13 protein-coding genes are annotated in these 16,933 nt (G+C 75.5%); 4 read left to right on the top strand and 9 right to left on the bottom strand.

Annotation, left to right across the window (positions count from 1 at the left end):
- Positions 1-45: 45 nt before the first annotated feature.
- From ABT247_RS22405 to ureA, 4 genes are all read right to left on the bottom strand, one after another.
- Positions 46-645 carry a TetR/AcrR family transcriptional regulator gene (locus ABT247_RS22405; protein WP_350744828.1) on the bottom strand — a complete coding sequence of 200 codons (600 nt, stop codon included), beginning with the start codon at positions 643-645 and terminating at the stop codon, positions 46-48.
- A 90-nt stretch (positions 646-735) separates the two neighbouring features.
- A complete protein-coding gene (locus tag ABT247_RS22400; protein WP_350744826.1) occupies positions 736-1,782 on the bottom strand; it encodes an agmatine deiminase family protein in 1,047 nt (348 codons plus the stop codon).
- A gap of 47 nt (positions 1,783-1,829) precedes the next feature.
- Positions 1,830-3,551: an urease subunit alpha gene (locus ABT247_RS22395; RefSeq protein WP_350744824.1), complete on the bottom strand. Its 1,722-nt coding sequence runs from the start codon at positions 3,549-3,551 to the stop codon at positions 1,830-1,832.
- On the bottom strand, positions 3,548-4,258 hold the full coding sequence (gene ureA, locus ABT247_RS22390; RefSeq protein ID WP_350744822.1) for an urease subunit gamma: 711 nt from the start codon (positions 4,256-4,258) through the stop codon (positions 3,548-3,550). Before ureA ends, ABT247_RS22395 begins: the two co-directional genes overlap by 4 nt.
- Before the next feature lie 544 nt (positions 4,259-4,802).
- On the opposite strand from ureA, the gene ABT247_RS22385 reads away from it, so the two are divergent.
- Both ABT247_RS22385 and ABT247_RS22380 read left to right on the top strand, forming a co-directional pair.
- Positions 4,803-5,318, top strand: a complete 516-nt coding sequence (locus ABT247_RS22385; protein WP_350744820.1) for an ATP-binding protein — start codon at positions 4,803-4,805, stop codon at positions 5,316-5,318.
- Positions 5,319-5,762: 444 nt separating this feature from the next.
- Positions 5,763-8,015, top strand: a complete 2,253-nt coding sequence (locus ABT247_RS22380; protein WP_350744818.1) for a SpoIIE family protein phosphatase — start codon at positions 5,763-5,765, stop codon at positions 8,013-8,015.
- A gap of 314 nt (positions 8,016-8,329) precedes the next feature.
- On the opposite strand, the gene ABT247_RS22375 is transcribed toward ABT247_RS22380, so the two are convergent.
- From ABT247_RS22375 to ABT247_RS22355, 5 genes are all read right to left on the bottom strand, one after another.
- Entirely contained in the window at positions 8,330-9,391 is a 1,062-nt protein-coding gene (locus ABT247_RS22375; RefSeq protein ID WP_350744816.1) for a DUF2637 domain-containing protein, read from the bottom strand.
- A gap of 245 nt (positions 9,392-9,636) precedes the next feature.
- On the bottom strand, positions 9,637-10,830 hold the full coding sequence (locus tag ABT247_RS22370; protein ID WP_350744814.1) for a (2Fe-2S)-binding protein: 1,194 nt from the start codon (positions 10,828-10,830) through the stop codon (positions 9,637-9,639).
- Between the two features lie 161 nt (positions 10,831-10,991).
- Complete coding sequence (locus ABT247_RS22365) at positions 10,992-11,876, bottom strand: hypothetical protein (protein ID WP_502892482.1); 885 nt, start codon at positions 11,874-11,876, stop codon at positions 10,992-10,994.
- Between the two features lie 353 nt (positions 11,877-12,229).
- Complete coding sequence (locus ABT247_RS22360) at positions 12,230-13,090, bottom strand: hypothetical protein (RefSeq protein WP_350744810.1); 861 nt, start codon at positions 13,088-13,090, stop codon at positions 12,230-12,232.
- Positions 13,091-13,276: 186 nt separating this feature from the next.
- Positions 13,277-13,879 carry a nucleotidyltransferase family protein gene (locus ABT247_RS22355; protein WP_350744808.1) on the bottom strand — a complete coding sequence of 201 codons (603 nt, stop codon included), beginning with the start codon at positions 13,877-13,879 and terminating at the stop codon, positions 13,277-13,279.
- Between the two features lie 140 nt (positions 13,880-14,019).
- On the opposite strand from ABT247_RS22355, the gene moaA reads away from it, so the two are divergent.
- A complete protein-coding gene (gene moaA / locus ABT247_RS22350) occupies positions 14,020-15,030 on the top strand; it encodes a GTP 3',8-cyclase MoaA (protein ID WP_350744806.1) in 1,011 nt (336 codons plus the stop codon).
- Positions 15,031-15,227: 197 nt separating this feature from the next.
- Positions 15,228-16,832 carry an alpha/beta hydrolase gene (locus ABT247_RS22345; RefSeq protein ID WP_350744804.1) on the top strand — a complete coding sequence of 535 codons (1,605 nt, stop codon included), beginning with the start codon at positions 15,228-15,230 and terminating at the stop codon, positions 16,830-16,832.
- Positions 16,833-16,933 lie beyond the last annotated feature (101 nt).

Here is a 16,933-nt window from a genome sequence, read left to right as displayed (position 1 = left end):
CGGCCCGGCCGACTTCCCGCGCACCAGTCCGCGCCCTCCGCTGGCTCAGGTGCGCAGCAGGATCCGGGCGACCGCTGTGGCCTGGGTGAGGGCAGCGGGGCGGTGGGCGCCGGGGAGGCCGATGGCGATGGGGACGGCGAGGCCGTCCAGGAGGGCGCGCAGTTGGGTGGCGCGGTCGGCGGCCGGACCGGGGGTGAAGTGGCCGGTGGTGGCGCCCTCTTCGAGGAGGGCGACCAGGTCGGCCTGCCAGGGGGCCTCGATCTCCTGCTGGCCCTGGCGGATCTCGGCGCTCGCGGGGGAGCGGCCCCAGACCTCGACCCAGAGGATCCAGCGCGGGTCGCCCGGTCCCTCGGGCAGGTAGAGCCGCAGGTAGGCGTCCAGCCGTTGCCAGGGGTCGGCGGTGTGGTCGGTGAGGGCCTCGTGGCGGCGGGCGCCGAGTTGGTCCTCGCTCCAGCGGAGGGTCTCCAGCAGCAGCTGGTCCTTGCTGCCGAAGTAGTAGAGGAGGTGTCCGGCGCTCATCTGGAGCTGCTTGCCGAGCCCGGCCATGGTGAGCTTGGCGAGCCCGTGTTCGGCGATCGCGGCCCGGGCGGTGGCGAAGACCTCCTCGCGGGGGCGCGCCGGGCGGCGCGGGCGGGCGTCCGCCATGTGCTGTGCTCTCCCTCGGTGGTGCGGGGCTCGGAAGGCTCGTCCGGGTGGGAGCGCACGGCTCCCACCCGGGAAGGGCGGCTCAGGGGATCAGAGGGCCTTCGGCTGCTGCTGGGTGATGCAGTGGATGCCGCCGCCGTTGGCGAAGATCTCGCGGGCGTCGACGAGTTCGACGGTGCGGCCGGGGTAGGCCTTGGCGAGGATGTCGGCGGCCTCCTGGTCGCGCGGGTCGGCGAAGGCGCACAGGATGACCGCGCCGTTGGCCACGTAGTGGTTGATGTAGGAGTAGTCGACCGGCTCGCCGTCCTCGTCCAGCAGGACGGTGGGGGCGGGCAGTTCGATGACCTCCAGCGGGCGGCCCTGGGCGTCGGTGGAGGCGCGCAGGATGGCGACCAGCTCCTTGCAGACCTCGTGGTCAGGGTGGGCCGGGTCCGGCTGGACGTGGGCGACGACGACGCCGGGGCGCACGAAGGAGGCGACGATGTCGATGTGGCCGCGGGTGCCGAACTCGTCGTAGTCGCGGGTGAGTCCGCGCGGCAGCCAGATCGCCTTGGTGGTGCCGAGGAAGGCGTGCAGCTCGGCCTCGACCTCCTCCTTGGTCCACTCGGCGTTGCGGCCCTCGCCGAGCTGGACGGTCTCGGTGACCAGCACCGTGCCCTCGCCGTCGACGTGGATGCCGCCGCCCTCGTTGATCAGCCGGGAGGCGAAGCGCTGGACGCCGGTGAGTTCGCCGATGTGCTCGGCGATGTGCTGGTCCTTGTCCCAGCGGGCCCAGGACTGCGCGCCCCAGCCGTTGAAGATCCAGTCGGCGGCGGCCACCGAGCCCTTGCCGTCGATCAGGAAGGACGGGCCGATGTCGCGCATCCAGGCGTCGTTAAGCGGACGCTCGACGATCTCGACCTGCTCGGAGACGTAGCGGCGGGCGGCCTCGGTCTCACCGGTGTTGACGATCAGGGTCACCGGCTCGTACCTGACGATGGTGTCGGCCACGGCCGCCCAGGCCCGGCGTGCCGCGTCCAGCGCTTCGGGCCCGTCGAAGGTGGGGTTGGTGGTCGGGAAGGCCATCCAGGTGCGGTCGTGGGGGTGCCATTCGGCGGGCATCCGGTAGCCGAGCGAGGCGGGCGTGGGGGTGGTCATCGTCGAGTCCTTGAGGGGAGGATCGGAGGGGGAGGGGATCAGCGGAGTCAGAGGAAGTAGAGGCGGCTGAGGGACACGCTGTCGGCGGGATCGGAGCGCAGCGGCGAGCCGTCCAGCGAGACCAGTCCGGTCTCGGTGACCTCGACTTGGCCGATCCGGGCGTTGCGGACCATGTCGCGCGGCCCGATGCCGCGGGTGCCCCGGACGCCGACGCGGCGGCGGCGGGTGGGCAGTCCGTCGGCGGGGCGGTCGAGGTAGGCGCCGTCGGCGGCGGCCTGGGCGACGAAGGCCACCGAGATGTCGGCGGCGGTGGCGCCGTGGGCGCCGAACTGCGGGCCGAGGACGAGCGGTTCGCAGCGGTCGGTGGAGGCGTTGGGGTCGCCGACCACGCCGTAGGCGGGGAAGCCGGCCTTGAGGACGAGCTGCGGCTTGGCCCCGAAGTGGTCCGGGCGCCACAGCACGATGTCGGCGAGCTTGCCGACCTCGATCGAGCCGACCTCGTGCGCGAGGCCGTGGGCGATGGCCGGGTTGATCGTGAGCTTGGCGATGTAGCGCAGCACGCGCTCGTTGTCGTCGCCGCCCGCGGTCGTCCCGTAGGAGCCGGTGCCGTCCATGGGGCCGAGTTCGGCCTTCATCTTGCCGGCCATGGCGAAGGTGCGGCGCACGGTCTCGCCGGCCCGGCCCATGCCCTGGGCGTCGGAGGAGGTGATGCCGATGACCCCGAGGTCGTGCAGCACGTCCTCGGCGCCCATGGTGCCGGCCCGGATGCGGTCGCGGGCCATGGCGGCGTCGCCGGGCAGGTCGACCTTGAGGTCGTGGGCGGAGACGATCATGCCGAAGTGCTCGCCGAGCGCGTCCCGGCCGAAGGGCAGGGTGGGGTTGGTCGAGGAGCCGATGACGTTCGGCACGCCCGCCATCTTCAGCACGTTGGGGACGTGCCCGCCGCCGCAGCCCTCGATGTGGAAGGCGTGGATGGTGCGGCCCTCCAGCACCTTCAGGGTGTCCTCGACGGAGAGGCACTCGTTCAGGCCGTCGGTGTGCAGGGCGACCTGGACGTCGTACTCCTCGGCGACCCGCAGCGCGGTGTCCAGGGCGCGGGTGTGGGCGCCCATGTCCTCGTGCACCTTGAAGCCGGAGGCGCCGCCCTCGGCCAGGGCCTCGATCAGCGGGGCCTCGTCGGAGGACGAGCCGCGGCCCAGGAAGCCGATGTTGACGGGCCAGGCGTCGAAGGCGTTGAAGGCGTGGCGCAGCGCCCACGGGGAGTTGACGCCGACGCCCCAGACCGGGCCGAACTCCTGGCCGATGATGGTGGTGACCCCGGAGGCGAGCGAGGCCTCCATGATCCGCGGCGAGAGCAGGTGGACATGGGTGTCGATGGCGCCGGCGGTGGCGATCATGCCCTCGCCGGAGACGATCGTGGTGCCGGTGCCGACGACCACGTCCACGCCGTCCAGGGTGTCCGGGTTGCCGGCCCGGCCGATCGAGGCGATCCGGCCGCCGATCAGACCGATGGAGGTCTTGCGGATGCCCTGGATCGCGTCGATGACCAGCACGTTGCTGATCACCACGTCGCAGGTGTCGCGCACGGCGGCGGGCTTGAGGTGCAGGCCGTCGCGGGCGGTCTTGCCGAAGCCGGCCAGGAACTCGTCGCCGGGCGCCTGGGAGTCGGACTCGACCCGGACGATCAGGCCGCTGTCGCCGAGCCGGATCCGGTCCCCGGCGCGGGGGCCGTGCACGGAGATGTAGTCGTGGGGAGTGATCGACGTCATGACGGCACCTCCGCGTCGTCGAAGCTGGTCAGGTAGCCGGTCGCGCGGGCCTTCTCGAGGGCGGCCTCCTTCGCGCCGGGCGCGTCCAGGGGGCCGTCCACGAGCCCCGCGAACCCGATCGCGACCCGTCGGCCGCCGATCGGCACCAGGCCGACCTCGACGGTGGCGCCCGGGTCGAAGCGGACCGAGGAGCCGGCCGGGACGGCGAGGTGGGTGCCGTAGGCGGCGGCGCGGTCGAAGGCCAGGCGCGGGTTGGCCTCGAAGAAGTGGAAGTGCGAGGTGACCGAGATCGGCACCTCGGAGGTGTTGTGGACGGGGATCAGCAGCGTCTCCTCGACCGGGTCGTAGCCGTCGCCGTCGCCGGCCAGGGCGGTGCCGGGGGCGTCGTCGCCGAGCGAGCCGGCGCCCTTGAACGGGTCGTTGACGACGGCGAGGCGGGTCCCGTCCTCGAAGACCGCCTCGACCTGGACGACGGTGACCACGTCCGGCACGCCGGGCAGCACGTCGTCGGCGGTCAGGACGGAGCGGCCGGCCTCGATGGCCTCGGCCAGGCGCAGGCCGTCGCGGGCGGCCTCGCAGACGGTGTCCGCGATCAGGGCGGTGGCCTCGGGAATGTTGAGGCGCACGCCCCGGGCGCGGCGGGCGCGGGCCAGCTCGGCTGCTGTGAAGATCAGCAGCCGGTCCCGCTCGGTGGGGGTCAGTCGCACGGTTCCTCGCTCGCTCGTCGGCCGGGGAGGGGGTGGCCGGGGCCGGGGGCTTCCGGGGTGATGTTCGCACCATCGTTTAGAACGTCGTTCAAACATCTGGGGGTCATTGAACCCGGACCGGGGCGCCGTGTCCAGCCTCCCCGTCCACCTTCCGGGACCAGCCTTCCGGGACCAGCCTTGCGGCTCCGACCCGGTCCGGCCCGTCGGGCGGGCGGTGGGGGTGAGGGCGGCGTCCGCGCGCCCCGCGTGGCCCCCGCCGAGCCGGGGCGCGCGGCCGGGCGCACGGTCCGTCCGGGCGCCGGGTGTGCGCGGGATCGGACGGGGACGGCTTCGAAAACCGCCACTGCGCTTCGCAAACCTGTCCGGCGCGGGCAGTTGGATCACGTGAACCTCCCCGTGCCCCTTTCACCCCACGTGATCGGACGCACACTGTTGCAAACGTCGTCAACTGGGCATGAGGATGGGTGGTCAGAACGAGGGGGCGACCCGGCCGGCGGGGGATCCGGAGGCGGGGGCCCGGATTCGAGGGCGGGGGCATGTGTTGATGGACGGTCAGTCGCGATTCCCGCGACAGCGGACGAGTTCGGGCGACGCCTACCGGGCCGGGACGGCCCAGGGCCCTGCCGCCGGCACCGGGACGACCGTGTCCGGCGCGTCGGCGCCCGGCTGCGCGGTGCACCGCCGGCTCCACCTGACGATCGACCCGGCGGACCTGGTCGCGGTCGGCGCGGTCCGCCACCGGCTGCGCACGGCCCTGAGCCACTGGGGAGTGCCGGAGCTTTCCGACACCGCCGAACTGCTCTCCTCCGAGCTGGTCACCAACGCGCTGCTGCACACCGGCAAGGGCGCCGTCTTCGACGCCGTCCTCGGCACGGACAGTCGGCTGCGGATCGAGGTGCAGGACGGCGCGAGCCGGCTGCCGGGGCGCCGCCGCGACCCGGAGCCCGAGTACGCGACCTCCGGGCGCGGCCTGCTGCTGGTGGAGGCGCTCGCGGATTCCTGGGGCGTGCAGCTGAAGGGCGACGGCAAGATCACCTGGTTCGAGCTCGCCCTGCCCTGAGCTCGCCTGCCCTGAGCGGCGTCCACGCCCTGAACGGCGTCCACGCCCCGAGTCGCGCCCCCGTCCCGAGCGGCGCCCCGTCCTGAGCGCCGCCCCCGCCCCGAGGGGCGCCCGCCCCGAACGGTGCCCGCCCCGAGCCGTCGCCTTCCGTCACGGCCCGTACCCCTCTCCCCACCGCACCGTTCGCCGTCGATCGATCCGTCCCCGAAGCACACCCTGACCACAAGGCAGAGCCCAAGATTTCCCGCCCGTTGCCATTGCCGCTGGGCCGAACATTGGCCAGGATGGTGGGAATGTGTGTCCACGTGCGGGAAGCAGCGGGGAGACCCGAACCTCGACTGACCACCGTCCGTCGGCACCGTCCGATCCAGCACGACCCATCACACCGCCACGCGGCCCGTCCGGACGGTCGGCGCGGTCCGCCACGGCAGCGGCAGGAGCAGCATGCCCACTGAGCCCGAGTCGCCGGGGCCGGCCCTTCCTCCCGGCGCGCCCGCCGTGGAGCCGCCGCGAGCCGCCCGCCCGCCCGCGCAGGCCTCCCGCCGGAGCCAGCTGCGCACGCCCCCCGTGCTCGCCTCCGGACGACTGGCACCCGTGCTGTCCGGCGGCCTGCCGCCCTCCTCCACCGACTCCATGCCGGACTGGCTGGAGCCCGCGATGGCCGCCAACGGCATCGGCTCCTTCGACTGGGACATCCGCCGCGACGTCCTGGAGGGCGACCAGCGCGCCTGCGCGATCATCGGCCTGGACGACGTCGAACGCAGCCGCTTCGACCGCACCGCCGCCTCCTTCATGTCCCTGCTGCACCCCGAGGACGCGCCCGTGGTGCGCCGCCGGGTGGAGCGGGCGGTGGCCGAACTGGGCCAGTGCGGCGCCTACTACCGCACCGTCGGCCCGAACGGCACGATGCGGGCGGTGCGCTTCCGCGGCCGGGTCCTCGCGGACGCCTTCGGCCGCGCCTCCCGGATGGTGGGCTTCGTCTGGGACGCCACCGTCGAACTGCACAAGCGCGACCGCGCCGACCGGCTCGCCCTGCTGCGCGAGGAGCGCTCCCGGTTCATCAAGGAGGCCGCCCGCGCCCTCTCCGAGGCCGTCACCGTCCGGGACGTGGCCCGGGTCTTCACCGAACTGCCGCTGCCCGGTCTGCCGCCGGACGGCCTCGTGCTCGCCTCCTTCGAGGCCGGCCGGGCGCAGATCCTGGGCGCCTCCGGCTACCGCTCGGAGTCGCTCGCCGTCTGGGACCGCGCCGTGCTGCCGCCCGGCCACCCGGCCGCCGAGGCGCTCAAGCACCGCACGCCGGTGTTCGTCTCCAACCGCGAGGAGTTCCGCGACCGCTACGCCGACGTCTGGGAGCAGACCAACCGCACCGGCCGCGGCTCCTGGGCCTACCTGCCGCTGGTGGCCAGCGGCCGGCCGATCGGCGTCTGCGTGGTCAGCTTCGACGACGAGCGGGAACTGGACGCCGACGAGCGCACCCTGCTGACCACCCTCGGCGGGCTGGTCGCCCAGTCGCTGGCCCGGGCCCGGCTGCACGACGCCGAGCACGAGCTGGCGGCCGGCCTGCAGCGGGTGATGCTGCCGCGCACCGTCCCCTCCGTGCCCGGGGTGACCACCGCCGTGCGCTACCTCGCGGCCGGCTCCGGCCTGCAGATCGGCGGCGACTGGTACGACGTGGTGCCGCTGCCCGGCGGGCACGTCGGCCTGGTGATCGGCGACGTCCAGGGCCATGACGTGCACGCCGCCGGGATCATGGGCCAGCTGCGGATCGCGCTGCGCGCCTACGCGGCGGAGGGCCACCCGCCCGCCGCGGTGATGGCCCGGGCCTCCCGCTTCCTCGCCGACCTGGACACCGACCACTTCGCCACCTGCACCTACGCGGAGGTCAACGTGGACTACGGCGTGGTCTACGCGGTGCGGGCCGGCCACCTCGACCCGGTGGTGCGCCGCGCCGACGGCACCGCCGCCGTGGTGCCGGTGGCCGGCGGACTGCCGCTGGGCATCGACCCGGACCAGGAGTACCGGGTCACCCGGTTCAGCCTGGACCCGGGCGAGACGGTGCTGCTGTGCACCGACGGCCTGGTCGAGGCCCGCGGCATGGACCTGGACGAGGGCATCGGCCGGCTCACCCGCGCCCTCGCCCGCCCGCTGCCGGCCGCCGAGGAGGCCGCCCGCGACCCGCTCGAGGACCTGGCCGACCGGATCGCCTCCCAGGCCGCCGACTCCAGCGAGCGCGAGGACGACATAGCGCTGCTGCTCCTGCGCTGGGACGGCCCGGCGGGTGGGCTCACCACCCAGCAGCTGCGCCGCCGGATCGGCCAGGCCGACCTCGCGCGGGTCGCCGAGGTCCGCGCCGAACTGCGCGACGCGCTGCGCCGCTGGGGCGTCGCCGAGTTCATCGACACCGCCGAACTGCTCTCCTCCGAGCTGGTCACCAACGCCATCCGGCACACCGACCGGGACGCCATGTTCACCGCCCGGCTCTACCGGGAGCCGGAGTCGGACGGCGGCCGGGCCCGGCTGCGGGTCGAGGTCGAGGACGAGTCCGACCTGTGGCCGACCCGCCGCACGCCGGGCGAGCAGGCCTCCTCCGGGCGCGGACTGATGCTGGTCGAGGCACTGGCGGACGCCTGGGGCGTGGAGCCGCGCGGCTCCGGCAAGCGGATGTGGTTCGAACTCAGCGGGGCGAGCGCCGCCTGAGCGGAGGCGCCGCCGCGGCGGTCGGCGTCCGGAGCCGTCGGTGTCGGCGATGTCCGCGATGCCACCGACGCTGCCGTTGCCGTGGCTGGAACTCCAGCTGCCCGGGCGCTCGCCGAGCGCGGACCGGCTCCTCGGTGCCGGGGTGAGTGGTGGGAGGGGAAGTCGGCCGGGCCGACTTCCTGTGCGTCGGCCGGGGAGCGAACGTGTCGAACAGGGGGAAGGCCGCCACGCCGAGGTGGTCCTCACGCCCGGCCTCCGGAACCGAACCGACCCGGGGCGGCCGGGGACGATTCCGCGGGGCCGCCCCCCAGGGACTAGCCGAACTGCTGCTCCAGGTCCTTGAGTTTGCGCTCCAGCGAGTCCAGCCGGGGGAGCGTGACGGTGTCCTCGTCCACGGTGAGGTCGATGGTGCGCCGCTCCGGGCGGGCCGGCAGGCCCGGCTGGACGACGGTGCCCTCGGCCGCGCCGACCTCGCGCGGGCCGCCCTCGCGGGGAGCGGCGGCCGTCACCTCGGGCCGCTCCGAGCCGGACCCGCCGGCTATGGCGGGCTCCGAGCCGGACTCCAACTGCCGTGCACCGCCGCCGCGTCCGCGCCAGTGGCCGCCCCGGTTGAGCGCCCGGATCTCGGCCCGCTCACGGCGGCCCGCGAGCCTGCGGCGCTCCTTCTCCAGGGCCCGCTCCCGCTTGTCCTCGCGGACCTCGTCCACCGCCTCGTCCAGGCTGCGCACCCCCTCCAGCAGCATCAGCGACCAGGCCGCGTAGGTCTCGCGCGGGGCGCGCAGCCAGCGGACGATGCGGATCTGCGGCAACGGGCGGGGCACCAGGCCCTGTTCGCGCAGCGCGGCCCGGCGGGTCTGCTTGAGCGCCCGGTCGAAGAGGATCGCCGCGGACAGCGACATGCCGGAGAAGAACTGGGGGGCGCCGGCGTGGCCGAAGCCGCGCGGGGCGTGCACCCAGTTGAACCAGGCGGAGGCACCGGCGAACAGCCAGACCAGCAGCCGGGAGCCGAGCGCGGCGTCACCGTGGCTGGCCTCCCGGACGGCGAGCACCGAGCAGAACATCGCGGCGCCGTCGAGGCCGAACGGGACGAGGTACTCCCAGCCGCCGGAGAGACCGAGGTTCTGCACGCCGAAGCCGACCAGCCCGTGGAAGGACAGTGCGGCCGCGACCCCGGCGCAGCAGAACAGCAGCGTGTACGAGGCCGCGCCGTACAGGGATTCCTTGTGGCGGCGCCGTTCCTCGGAACGCTCCCAGGAATCCGCGCCGGCGGCGGAAGCGGATCCCCGGCTCCGGGCCAGGGCCACCAGGAGCGCGCTGACCAGCAGCCCCGCAACCCCGGTGACGGCCCAGCCGAGCGGTATGTCGGACAATTTCATCGCCGGAACCAGCCTCGCTTTCCTGCGTCGCGTTCCTGCGCCGTGATGGCGGGGACCATCATGGCGGATGCGTGGCGGGGGAACGGCTGATTCGTCGTCAATGCGCTGGAGAGAGGGACCTTCGGCCCGGCGTCAATCGGATCGTCATATGAATCCGAACCGGATTTCTCCCGAAATCCCGGGCTTTCCCGATTCGTTGTCGGACGTATTTTCGTCAACCTCGCGTGACCCGGAGGCGGTGCCGCTCAGCGCCGCCGGATCCGGGGGCAGCCGCCGCACATGTCGGCGGGCTCGACGGTGTACACGAGGCAGCAACTGGCCCGGGCTCGGTCGGTGTCCGAAGCACCGTCCGCGCCCTCCGCCGGACCGTCCGCGGTGTCCGCCGGGCGGCTCACCGCGCTGCCCGCTCCGTCTGGGGCGGCCGTTGGTGCGGGCGCCGGCTCCGTGAACCCCGCGCCCGGGGTGAAGGGTGCGGGGGCGGGAGCGGGGCACCGCCCCGCGCCGGGCGCGCACGCGGCGGGCTCCCCGGGCGCCAGCAGCGCGGTCAGCTCGGCGCGCGCCCGCTCCCGCTCCCCGAGCAGCCCGCCCGCGTACCCGAGTCCCTCGACCACCGCGTCGGTGGCCATCGCCCACAACACGCGCGGGCCGCGCCGCACCGCCGGAGCGAAGGCGGCCAGGACCGGTTCGAGGAACTCTCCCAGCGTGCGGCGCAGTTCGGCGGCCAGCGCCTCCTCGTCCGGCGCGGTGCGGGCCTGCGGCGACGCGGCCGCGGGGTCGTCCGGCAGGCAGACGAAGGCCTCCGGCCGGACGGTCAGCTCGACCGGGCCCGGACTCGAGCCCGCTCCCGAGTCCGCTCCTGAATCAGAGCCCGAGTCCGCGCCCGAGTCCCAGACCGCTGCCCGGCGCACCGAGACGTCTCCCGGGCCGAGCAGCGGGACGCGCCGCTCCAGGAACCACGGCACGGTGAACAGCAGCGAGACCGGCCAGACGAAGCGGTGCAGCCCGAAGCCGGCGGCCACGTCCGGGCGCAGCGGCCGCCCGTAGCGGGCGAGGCCCTCCCGGGCGTCGTGGGCGATCCAGGCGCGCACCGCCGCGGGCTCCGCGGCCAGGTCGGCGATGGTCAGGCCGGCCGTGGCCAGGCCGGCGGAGGCCAGGCCTGCGGCGACCGGGCCGGTGCCGGTCCGGTCGGGGGCGGTCGGGCCGGCGCAGATCGGCCCGGCGGGGATCAGGCGGGCGGCCGCGGGGCCGGCGGAGTCCGGTCGGCCGTCGCCCGGCCGGGGCGGTGCGCAGCGCACCCGTACGACCGGGTCGAGCACGGCCAGCCGGTGGTACGAGGGCGCGCAGGGAGTGGGGGAGTCCGGTGCGGGGGCGTGGGCGCGCGCCCCGGCGGTGCGGGGGGCGTACGGCGCGGGGCCGGGCCGGGTGCTGCTCGCGGTCATGGGCGGCCCCCATCGGGTCGACCGGGCCCGCCGGGCGGTGCACCGGCGGGCCCGGCGGCGTACGGCGGCCGGGCCCGGCCGGACCGGGGCAGGGCGGTGCCCGGGGAACGGCAAGGCGACCTGTCCGGGGCACTGCTCACTCCGGACAGGTTAGCCTCACCTTAGCTGATGGCGCCCCAGGTCTCGTCGGCGATGCGTCCGGTCGGGGGAGGCGCCGGCGTCGGAACGGCGCCCTGGGTGGTGCCCAGTTGGCGCGCGAGCCAGACCGGCACCCCGCCCAGGGCGTGGACCAGTCGGGCGGCCTCGGCCCGCAGCCGGGCGGCCTCGGCAGGCTCGGACACCTCGGCGAGCGCCGCGAGCGCCGGCGCCACCCCCACCGTGAAGCCGAGTTGCTCGCGCAGCCGCAGGGAGGCGTCGAACCCCTCCCTGGCGTTCCCGCGCTCCCCGCGCGAGAGCGCCAGCGCCGCCAGGTGCCGCCAGGTGTAGGAGCGCAGCAGTTCGTCCCCGCGCTCCCCCGCACCCTCGTGCGCCCGGCGGTAGGCGATCCAGGCGGCGCCGCGGTCGCGCAGCAGGTTCTCGGCGATGAGTCCGCGCCGGAAGTCCAGCAGCGGGCGGCCCGGCGCGTCCGGCGGCAGCAGCGCCGAGGTGCGGCCGAGCGCGGCCTGCGCCTCGTCCAGCCGGTCGCGGAGGCCGAGCACGCTGGCCAGGTACGCCAGGAAGCCGCGGGCGCAGGCCGCGGCCGCCCGTTGCTCGGTGCCCTGGGCGAGCGCCTCGGCCAGTCGTAGCGCCTGCTCCGCCTGGGTCCAGTGGGCGGCGGTGAACAGGCACTGCTCGATGAGGAGTTCGGCCCGCGCGAGGGCGGCCGCGGGGTCGTGTTCGGCGCTCGGGCGCAGCAGTTCGGCGGCCTCCTGCCAGCAGCCCCGGGAGCGTAACCGCCACACGGTGTCGCCCGGTTCCCCTGTCGCCGCCCGCCCCCGCCCGTCCGGATCGCCCGGGCCCCATCCGTGCTCCGACAACGCCACCTCCTTGTGTGCGCCATCCGGCATGGGCGCGGGCCGGCCGTGGGGCCCCGCCGCCACGGTCGTTCGCATGGTGACGGCAGGGCGGACGGCCCGCGCTGTGGCGGCAATTCAACACGGGGGTGAGCTTGTGCACCAGATCACGAGCGGAGGTTGTTGCTTTTCCCGGGGAAATGATCTAGTGGAACGGCTCGGCACCCCCGGGCGGTCCGCGGGCCGCCCGCAGCCGTTCCCGGAGCCGCCCGCCATGCGGCCCGCGGACGGACGCCGAGGCGGCCGGGGCGTCAGGAGGCAGGGGCGTTCCACGGGGCGGGGGCGGGCCACGGGACGGGCCCGGAGGCGGGCCCGCAGGCGGGTCGGGAGGCGATCCCGCGGGCGGGTCAGGAGGTCCAGCCGGTCTCCATCAGGGCCTCCGCGGCGCCGTTGGCGGGCTGCGGGACGCCGGCCAGGTCGAGGCTGAACAGGGCGACCAGCAGCTGTTCCCCGCGCACGGTGGCCTGGTGCGAGTAACCCGCCAGGGTGAACATGGCGGCGGCCATCTCCTCGGCGTGCAGGGTCTGCAGCCACAGGCACTCGACGGACTTCACATCGGCCGGCTCCGTCCAGGTGTCGACCTGGGCGACCATCCGGCTGCCCAGCAGGGTGACCCCGTCGCGTTCCTGGGCCTCCGTCAGCTCCAGGTCGTCGAAGCCCAGCCACTCCAGGTAGCGGGCGGCGGTGAACACCGCGTCCTGCGAGGTCCGCACCGGGTGGGGGCGGAACGGCGCGCGGTGGCGGAACGGTCGGGGGCGTCCGGCGGACCCGCCGGGCGGCGCGGGCGGGGTCGGCACCGGGGCGCTCATCGGGTGCGCCGGGTGCGGGCGGGTGGTCGGCGCACCGGGAGCGGCCAGCGGGCCGGCCGTGCCGCTGCCCAGCCGGGTGGCGCGGTCCACCGGGAGCCGGACGGTGGCGCCGCAGTTGCAGGTGAACTCGGGCTGCGGCCACTGGTCGGAGCGGCCGCAGTGCGGACAGCGCATGCTCAGCCAGGAGTCCTCCCAGGAGCGGAACCGCACCTGCACCGGCACCCCGCCACGCAGCAGCGGCACCTTCAGCGAGGCGCCGCACGGGCACGGCAGCGACGGCGGCTCGTAGAGGTGCTCGCGGCGGCAGGCGGGGCAGCGGATCGCCCGGGCGCCACCACCTGTCCCCGGCCCTGGCAGCGCGGGGTCGTGTCCGGTGAAGTCGTCGGGCAATCCGGCCATCGCGGGCTCCGTCCGTCGGTGTCGGGGAGGTGGGACGGTTCCCATGCTCCCCGAAACGCCCGGTTCTGGGCGCGGAATGGGGCAATCCTCAGGGGTGGATCAGGGGATGGTGCCCGGGTAGGGCGATCCTGACACCCGCCGTGGGGAGGATGTGCGCCGGCGTCTCGGCGGTGTCCCGGGGGGTGATCAGCGCGCGGACCAGCGTTCCAGGTCGGCGGGGGTGTCCAGGTCGTCCGGGACGGCGACGTCCGCGCACTCGACCAGGACGAGCTCCCCGGCGTGCGCCGCCAGCAGGGCGCGGGCCCCGGCGTCGCCGCGGGCTCCCGCGGCCGCTTCGGCGAGGTGCCGGGCGCCGATCAGCACCGGGTGGCCGCGCCGCCCCCCGTAGGCCGCCGCGGCCAGTTCGGCGCCCGCCCGGTGGGCGGCCAGCAGCCGGGCCACCGCGGCGGGGGTCACGCCCGGGGTGTCCACCAGCATCACCAGCACCGCCGGGGCGCCGGACGGCAGTGCGGCCAGTCCGGCCCGCAGCGAGGAGCCCATGCCCTCGGCCCAGTCGGGATTGGCCACCAGCCGGCAGCCCGGCAGGTGGGCGGTGGCCCGCACCCGCCCGGCGTCCGCGCCGAGCACCACCGTGACGTCCGGGCAGCCGCCGGCCCGTACGGTCGCCACCGCGTGCTCCACCAGCGGACGGCCCGCGTACCGGATCAGCGCCTTGGGCCGCCCGCCCAGCCGGCGCCCGCCCCCGGCGGCGAGGACGAGGGCCGGGACGGCGGCTGCTGTGTTCTGCACGGCCCCAGCCTGCCCCGCCGGGGCGGGGCCGCGCAGCACCCCCGGGTTGTACGAATCCACAAGGCGAAGGCGCAGGTCGCGGGTGCTCCCCGGTGGTTCGGCCGCTGGCCCCGGGGCCGCCCGGGCTCTGTACTGGGTCGATGAACACCGCACCGCACCCCGAGCCGCGGCGCCCGCTGGTGGACCGCTTCGGCCGGGTCCACACCGATCTGCGGGTCTCGCTGACCGACCGCTGCAACCTGCGCTGCACCTACTGCATGCCGGCGGAGGGGCTGGACTGGCTCACCCGGGACTCGGTGCTGGACGACGACGAGGTGGTGCGGCTGGTGCGGATCGCCGTCGAGCGGCTGGGGATCCGCTCGGTGCGGCTGACGGGCGGCGAGCCGCTGCTGCGGCGCGGCGTGGTGGGGCTGATCGGGCGGCTGGCGGCGCTGGGAGTGGAGCTGTCGCTGACGACCAACGGGATCGGCCTGGCCCGCACCGCCGTCCCCTTGCGGGAGGTTGGGCTGCGGCGGGTCAACGTCAGTCTGGACACGCTCCGGCCCGAGCGCTTCGCGGCGCTCACCCGGCGGGACCGGATCGACGACGTGTTCGCGGGGCTCGCCGCCGCGAAGGCCGCCGGACTGGACCCGGTGAAGATCAACGCGGTGCCGGTGCGCGGGGTCAACGACGACGAGATCGTGCCGCTGGTCGAGTTCGCCGTCCGGCACGGCTACCGGATGCGCTTCATCGAGTCCATGCCGTTGGACGCCCAGGGCGCCTGGGAGCGGGACACGATGGTGACGGCGGACGAGATCCTCGCGCGGCTCGGCGAGCGCTTCGACCTGGTGCCCGTCGGGCGGCACGGCAACGCGCCGGCGGAGGAGTGGCGGATCGCCGGCACGGAGGCGGTGGTCGGGGTGATCGCCTCCGTCACCCGGCCGTTCTGCGGCGGCTGCGACCGGGTGCGGCTCACCGCCGACGGGCAGTTGCGCAACTGCCTGTTCGCCACCGAGGAGTCGGACCTGCGGGCCCTGCTGCGCGGCGGCGCGGACGACGACCGGATCGAGGCGGCCTGGCGGCTCTCGGTGGCCGGCAAGGGCCCCGGACACGCCGTCAACAGCGCCGACTTCGTCCGGCCGGAGCGCCCGATGTCCGCGATCGGCGGCTGACGTCCGAAGGTTGACGTCCGAAGGTTGACGGCTGACGGCCGGTGGTTGACGTCCGCGGGCCTCGCGTCCGACGGCCTGACGGCTGACGCCCGTCGACCGGTGGCTGACGACCGGCGCTCGGCGTTCGGCGCCGGGTGCGGTGCGCCCCGGGTGCGGCACGGGTGGTATCCGGGTGGTATTCGTGGGCGGTGGCCCCGATGACCCTCCGCCTCCCGCGGCGCGCCCTGCCCGCGCTCGCCGCCCTCCTGCTCGCCCTCCCGGCCGGCTGCAGCGCCCCGGCCGGCCAGCGCGCGCCGGTCGCCCCGGCGAGCCGCCCGCCGCTCGCCGAGCGGGTCGCCGCGGGCACCTCCCCGGCCCTGGAGGGCTTCTACGACCAGCGGATCGACTGGGCCCCCTGCCCCGACCAGGGCGACGCCGACCAGGACGAGCCCGTCGTGCAGTGCGCCCGCCTCAAGGTCCCGCTGGACTACGCCGACCCCGGCGGCCGCACCGTCGAGGTCGCGGTCGCCCGGGTCCCCGCTGCCGACCCCGGCGGGCGGATCGGCTCCCTGCTGCTCAACCCCGGCGGCCCCGGCGGCTCCGGCGTCGGCATGGCCCGCTGGCGCTGGAGGGGCTTCGCCGCCCTGCACGACCGCTACGACCTGGTCGGCTTCGACCCGCGCGGCGCCGGCGACACCACCCCCGTGCACTGCCTGGACGACCGCACCCGCGACGAGTGGACGCGCACCGACGACCCGGCCTACGAGCACGGCCGCACCCTCGCCGACGCCTGCGCTGCCCGCTACGCCGACCTCCTGCCGCACCTCGGCACCCGCGACAGCGCCCGCGACATGGACGTGCTGCGCGGCGCCCTCGGCGAGCGCAAGCTCGACTTCCTCGGCCTCTCCTACGGCACCTACCTCGGCGCCCTCTACGCCGAGGAGTTCCCCGACCGCACCGGCCGGCTCGTCCTCGACGGCGCCGTCGAGCGCAGCACCGACCTGCTGCGCCTCAACGGCGAACAGGCCGTCGCCATGGAGGCCGAGTTCCGGGCCTTCGCCACCGACTGCGCCGCCGCCGCTGCCGATGCGGCCGCCGGTGCCGGTGCCGGGACCGACGCGGACCGGTGCCCGTTCGGCGACGACCCGGCCACCGCCCCGAACCGGCTCGCCGACTTCCTCGACGGCCTCAAGGACCACCCGCTGACCGCCTCCGACGGCCGCACCCTCACCGCCGCGCTCGGCTGGGCCGGCGTCCTCGACGTGCTGAGCGACGGCGGCCGCTCCTGGCAGCGACTGCGCGGCGCCCTGGAGCCGGCCCTCGCCCACGGTGCCGCCGACGACCTGCTCAAGCTCGCCGACGGCGCCAACGGCCGTACGGAGGAGGGGAACTACGTGACCGCGGCGGACGCCTTCGCGGCCATCCACTGCGCGGACGCCCCGATGGCACCCACCGCGCGGGAGGTGGCGGAGACCCTCGCCGAGCTCGCCGCCAAGGCGCCCCTGACCACCCGGCACGACCCGGCGGCCACGCTGTTCCTCCCGGACTGCCGCCCCTGGCCGTACCGTTCGCCCGAGCAGCCGCACACCGTGACCGCGCCCGGCAGCGCCCCGATCCTGGTGATCGGCTCCACCGGCGACCCGGTCACCCCCTACTCGTGGGCGCAGCGGCTGGCGGCCGGTCTGCCGCACGGCGTGCTGCTCACCCGGGACGGCGACGGGCACACCGCGTACGACAAGAGCGGCTGCGTGCGCGACGCCGTGACCGCCTTCCTGGTGGACGGCCGGATGCCGGATGCCGGCGCCCGCTGCCCCTCCGACTGAGCGGGAACGGGACGGGGGCGCACCGCTGAGCGCAAACGGGACGGGGGCGCACCGCGCGAACGCGGTGCGCCCCCGCGGGGGGCGGGGGCAGGGGGGGAGAG

Source organism: Kitasatospora sp. NPDC001539 (assembly GCF_040298565.1).
GTDB lineage: Bacteria > Actinomycetota > Actinomycetes > Streptomycetales > Streptomycetaceae > Kitasatospora.
The sequence above is the reverse complement of the archived record's forward strand: the minus strand, read 5'-3'. Positions and strand labels throughout refer to the sequence as shown.

What these genes read in the sequence shown, in the direction of transcription:
- moaA (WP_350744806.1), top strand. Translation starts at nt 14,020, where the DNA reads ATGAACACCGCACCGCACCCCGAGCCGCGGCGCCCGCTGGTGGACCGC.
- ABT247_RS22400 (WP_350744826.1), bottom strand. Translation starts at nt 1,782, where the DNA reads ATGACCACCCCCACGCCCGCCTCGCTCGGCTACCGGATGCCCGCCGAA.
- ABT247_RS22395 (WP_350744824.1), bottom strand. Translation starts at nt 3,551, where the DNA reads ATGACGTCGATCACTCCCCACGACTACATCTCCGTGCACGGCCCCCGC.
- ABT247_RS22365 (WP_502892482.1), bottom strand. Translation starts at nt 11,876, where the DNA reads ATGCCGGATGGCGCACACAAGGAGGTGGCGTTGTCGGAGCACGGATGG.
- ABT247_RS22405 (WP_350744828.1), bottom strand. Translation starts at nt 645, where the DNA reads ATGGCGGACGCCCGCCCGCGCCGCCCGGCGCGCCCCCGCGAGGAGGTC.
- ABT247_RS22385 (WP_350744820.1), top strand. Translation starts at nt 4,803, where the DNA reads ATGGACGGTCAGTCGCGATTCCCGCGACAGCGGACGAGTTCGGGCGAC.
- ABT247_RS22370 (WP_350744814.1), bottom strand. Translation starts at nt 10,830, where the DNA reads ATGACCGCGAGCAGCACCCGGCCCGGCCCCGCGCCGTACGCCCCCCGC.
- ABT247_RS22345 (WP_350744804.1), top strand. Translation starts at nt 15,228, where the DNA reads ATGACCCTCCGCCTCCCGCGGCGCGCCCTGCCCGCGCTCGCCGCCCTC.
- ABT247_RS22380 (WP_350744818.1), top strand. Translation starts at nt 5,763, where the DNA reads ATGCCCACTGAGCCCGAGTCGCCGGGGCCGGCCCTTCCTCCCGGCGCG.
- ABT247_RS22360 (WP_350744810.1), bottom strand. Translation starts at nt 13,090, where the DNA reads ATGGCCGGATTGCCCGACGACTTCACCGGACACGACCCCGCGCTGCCA.
- ABT247_RS22375 (WP_350744816.1), bottom strand. Translation starts at nt 9,391, where the DNA reads ATGAAATTGTCCGACATACCGCTCGGCTGGGCCGTCACCGGGGTTGCG.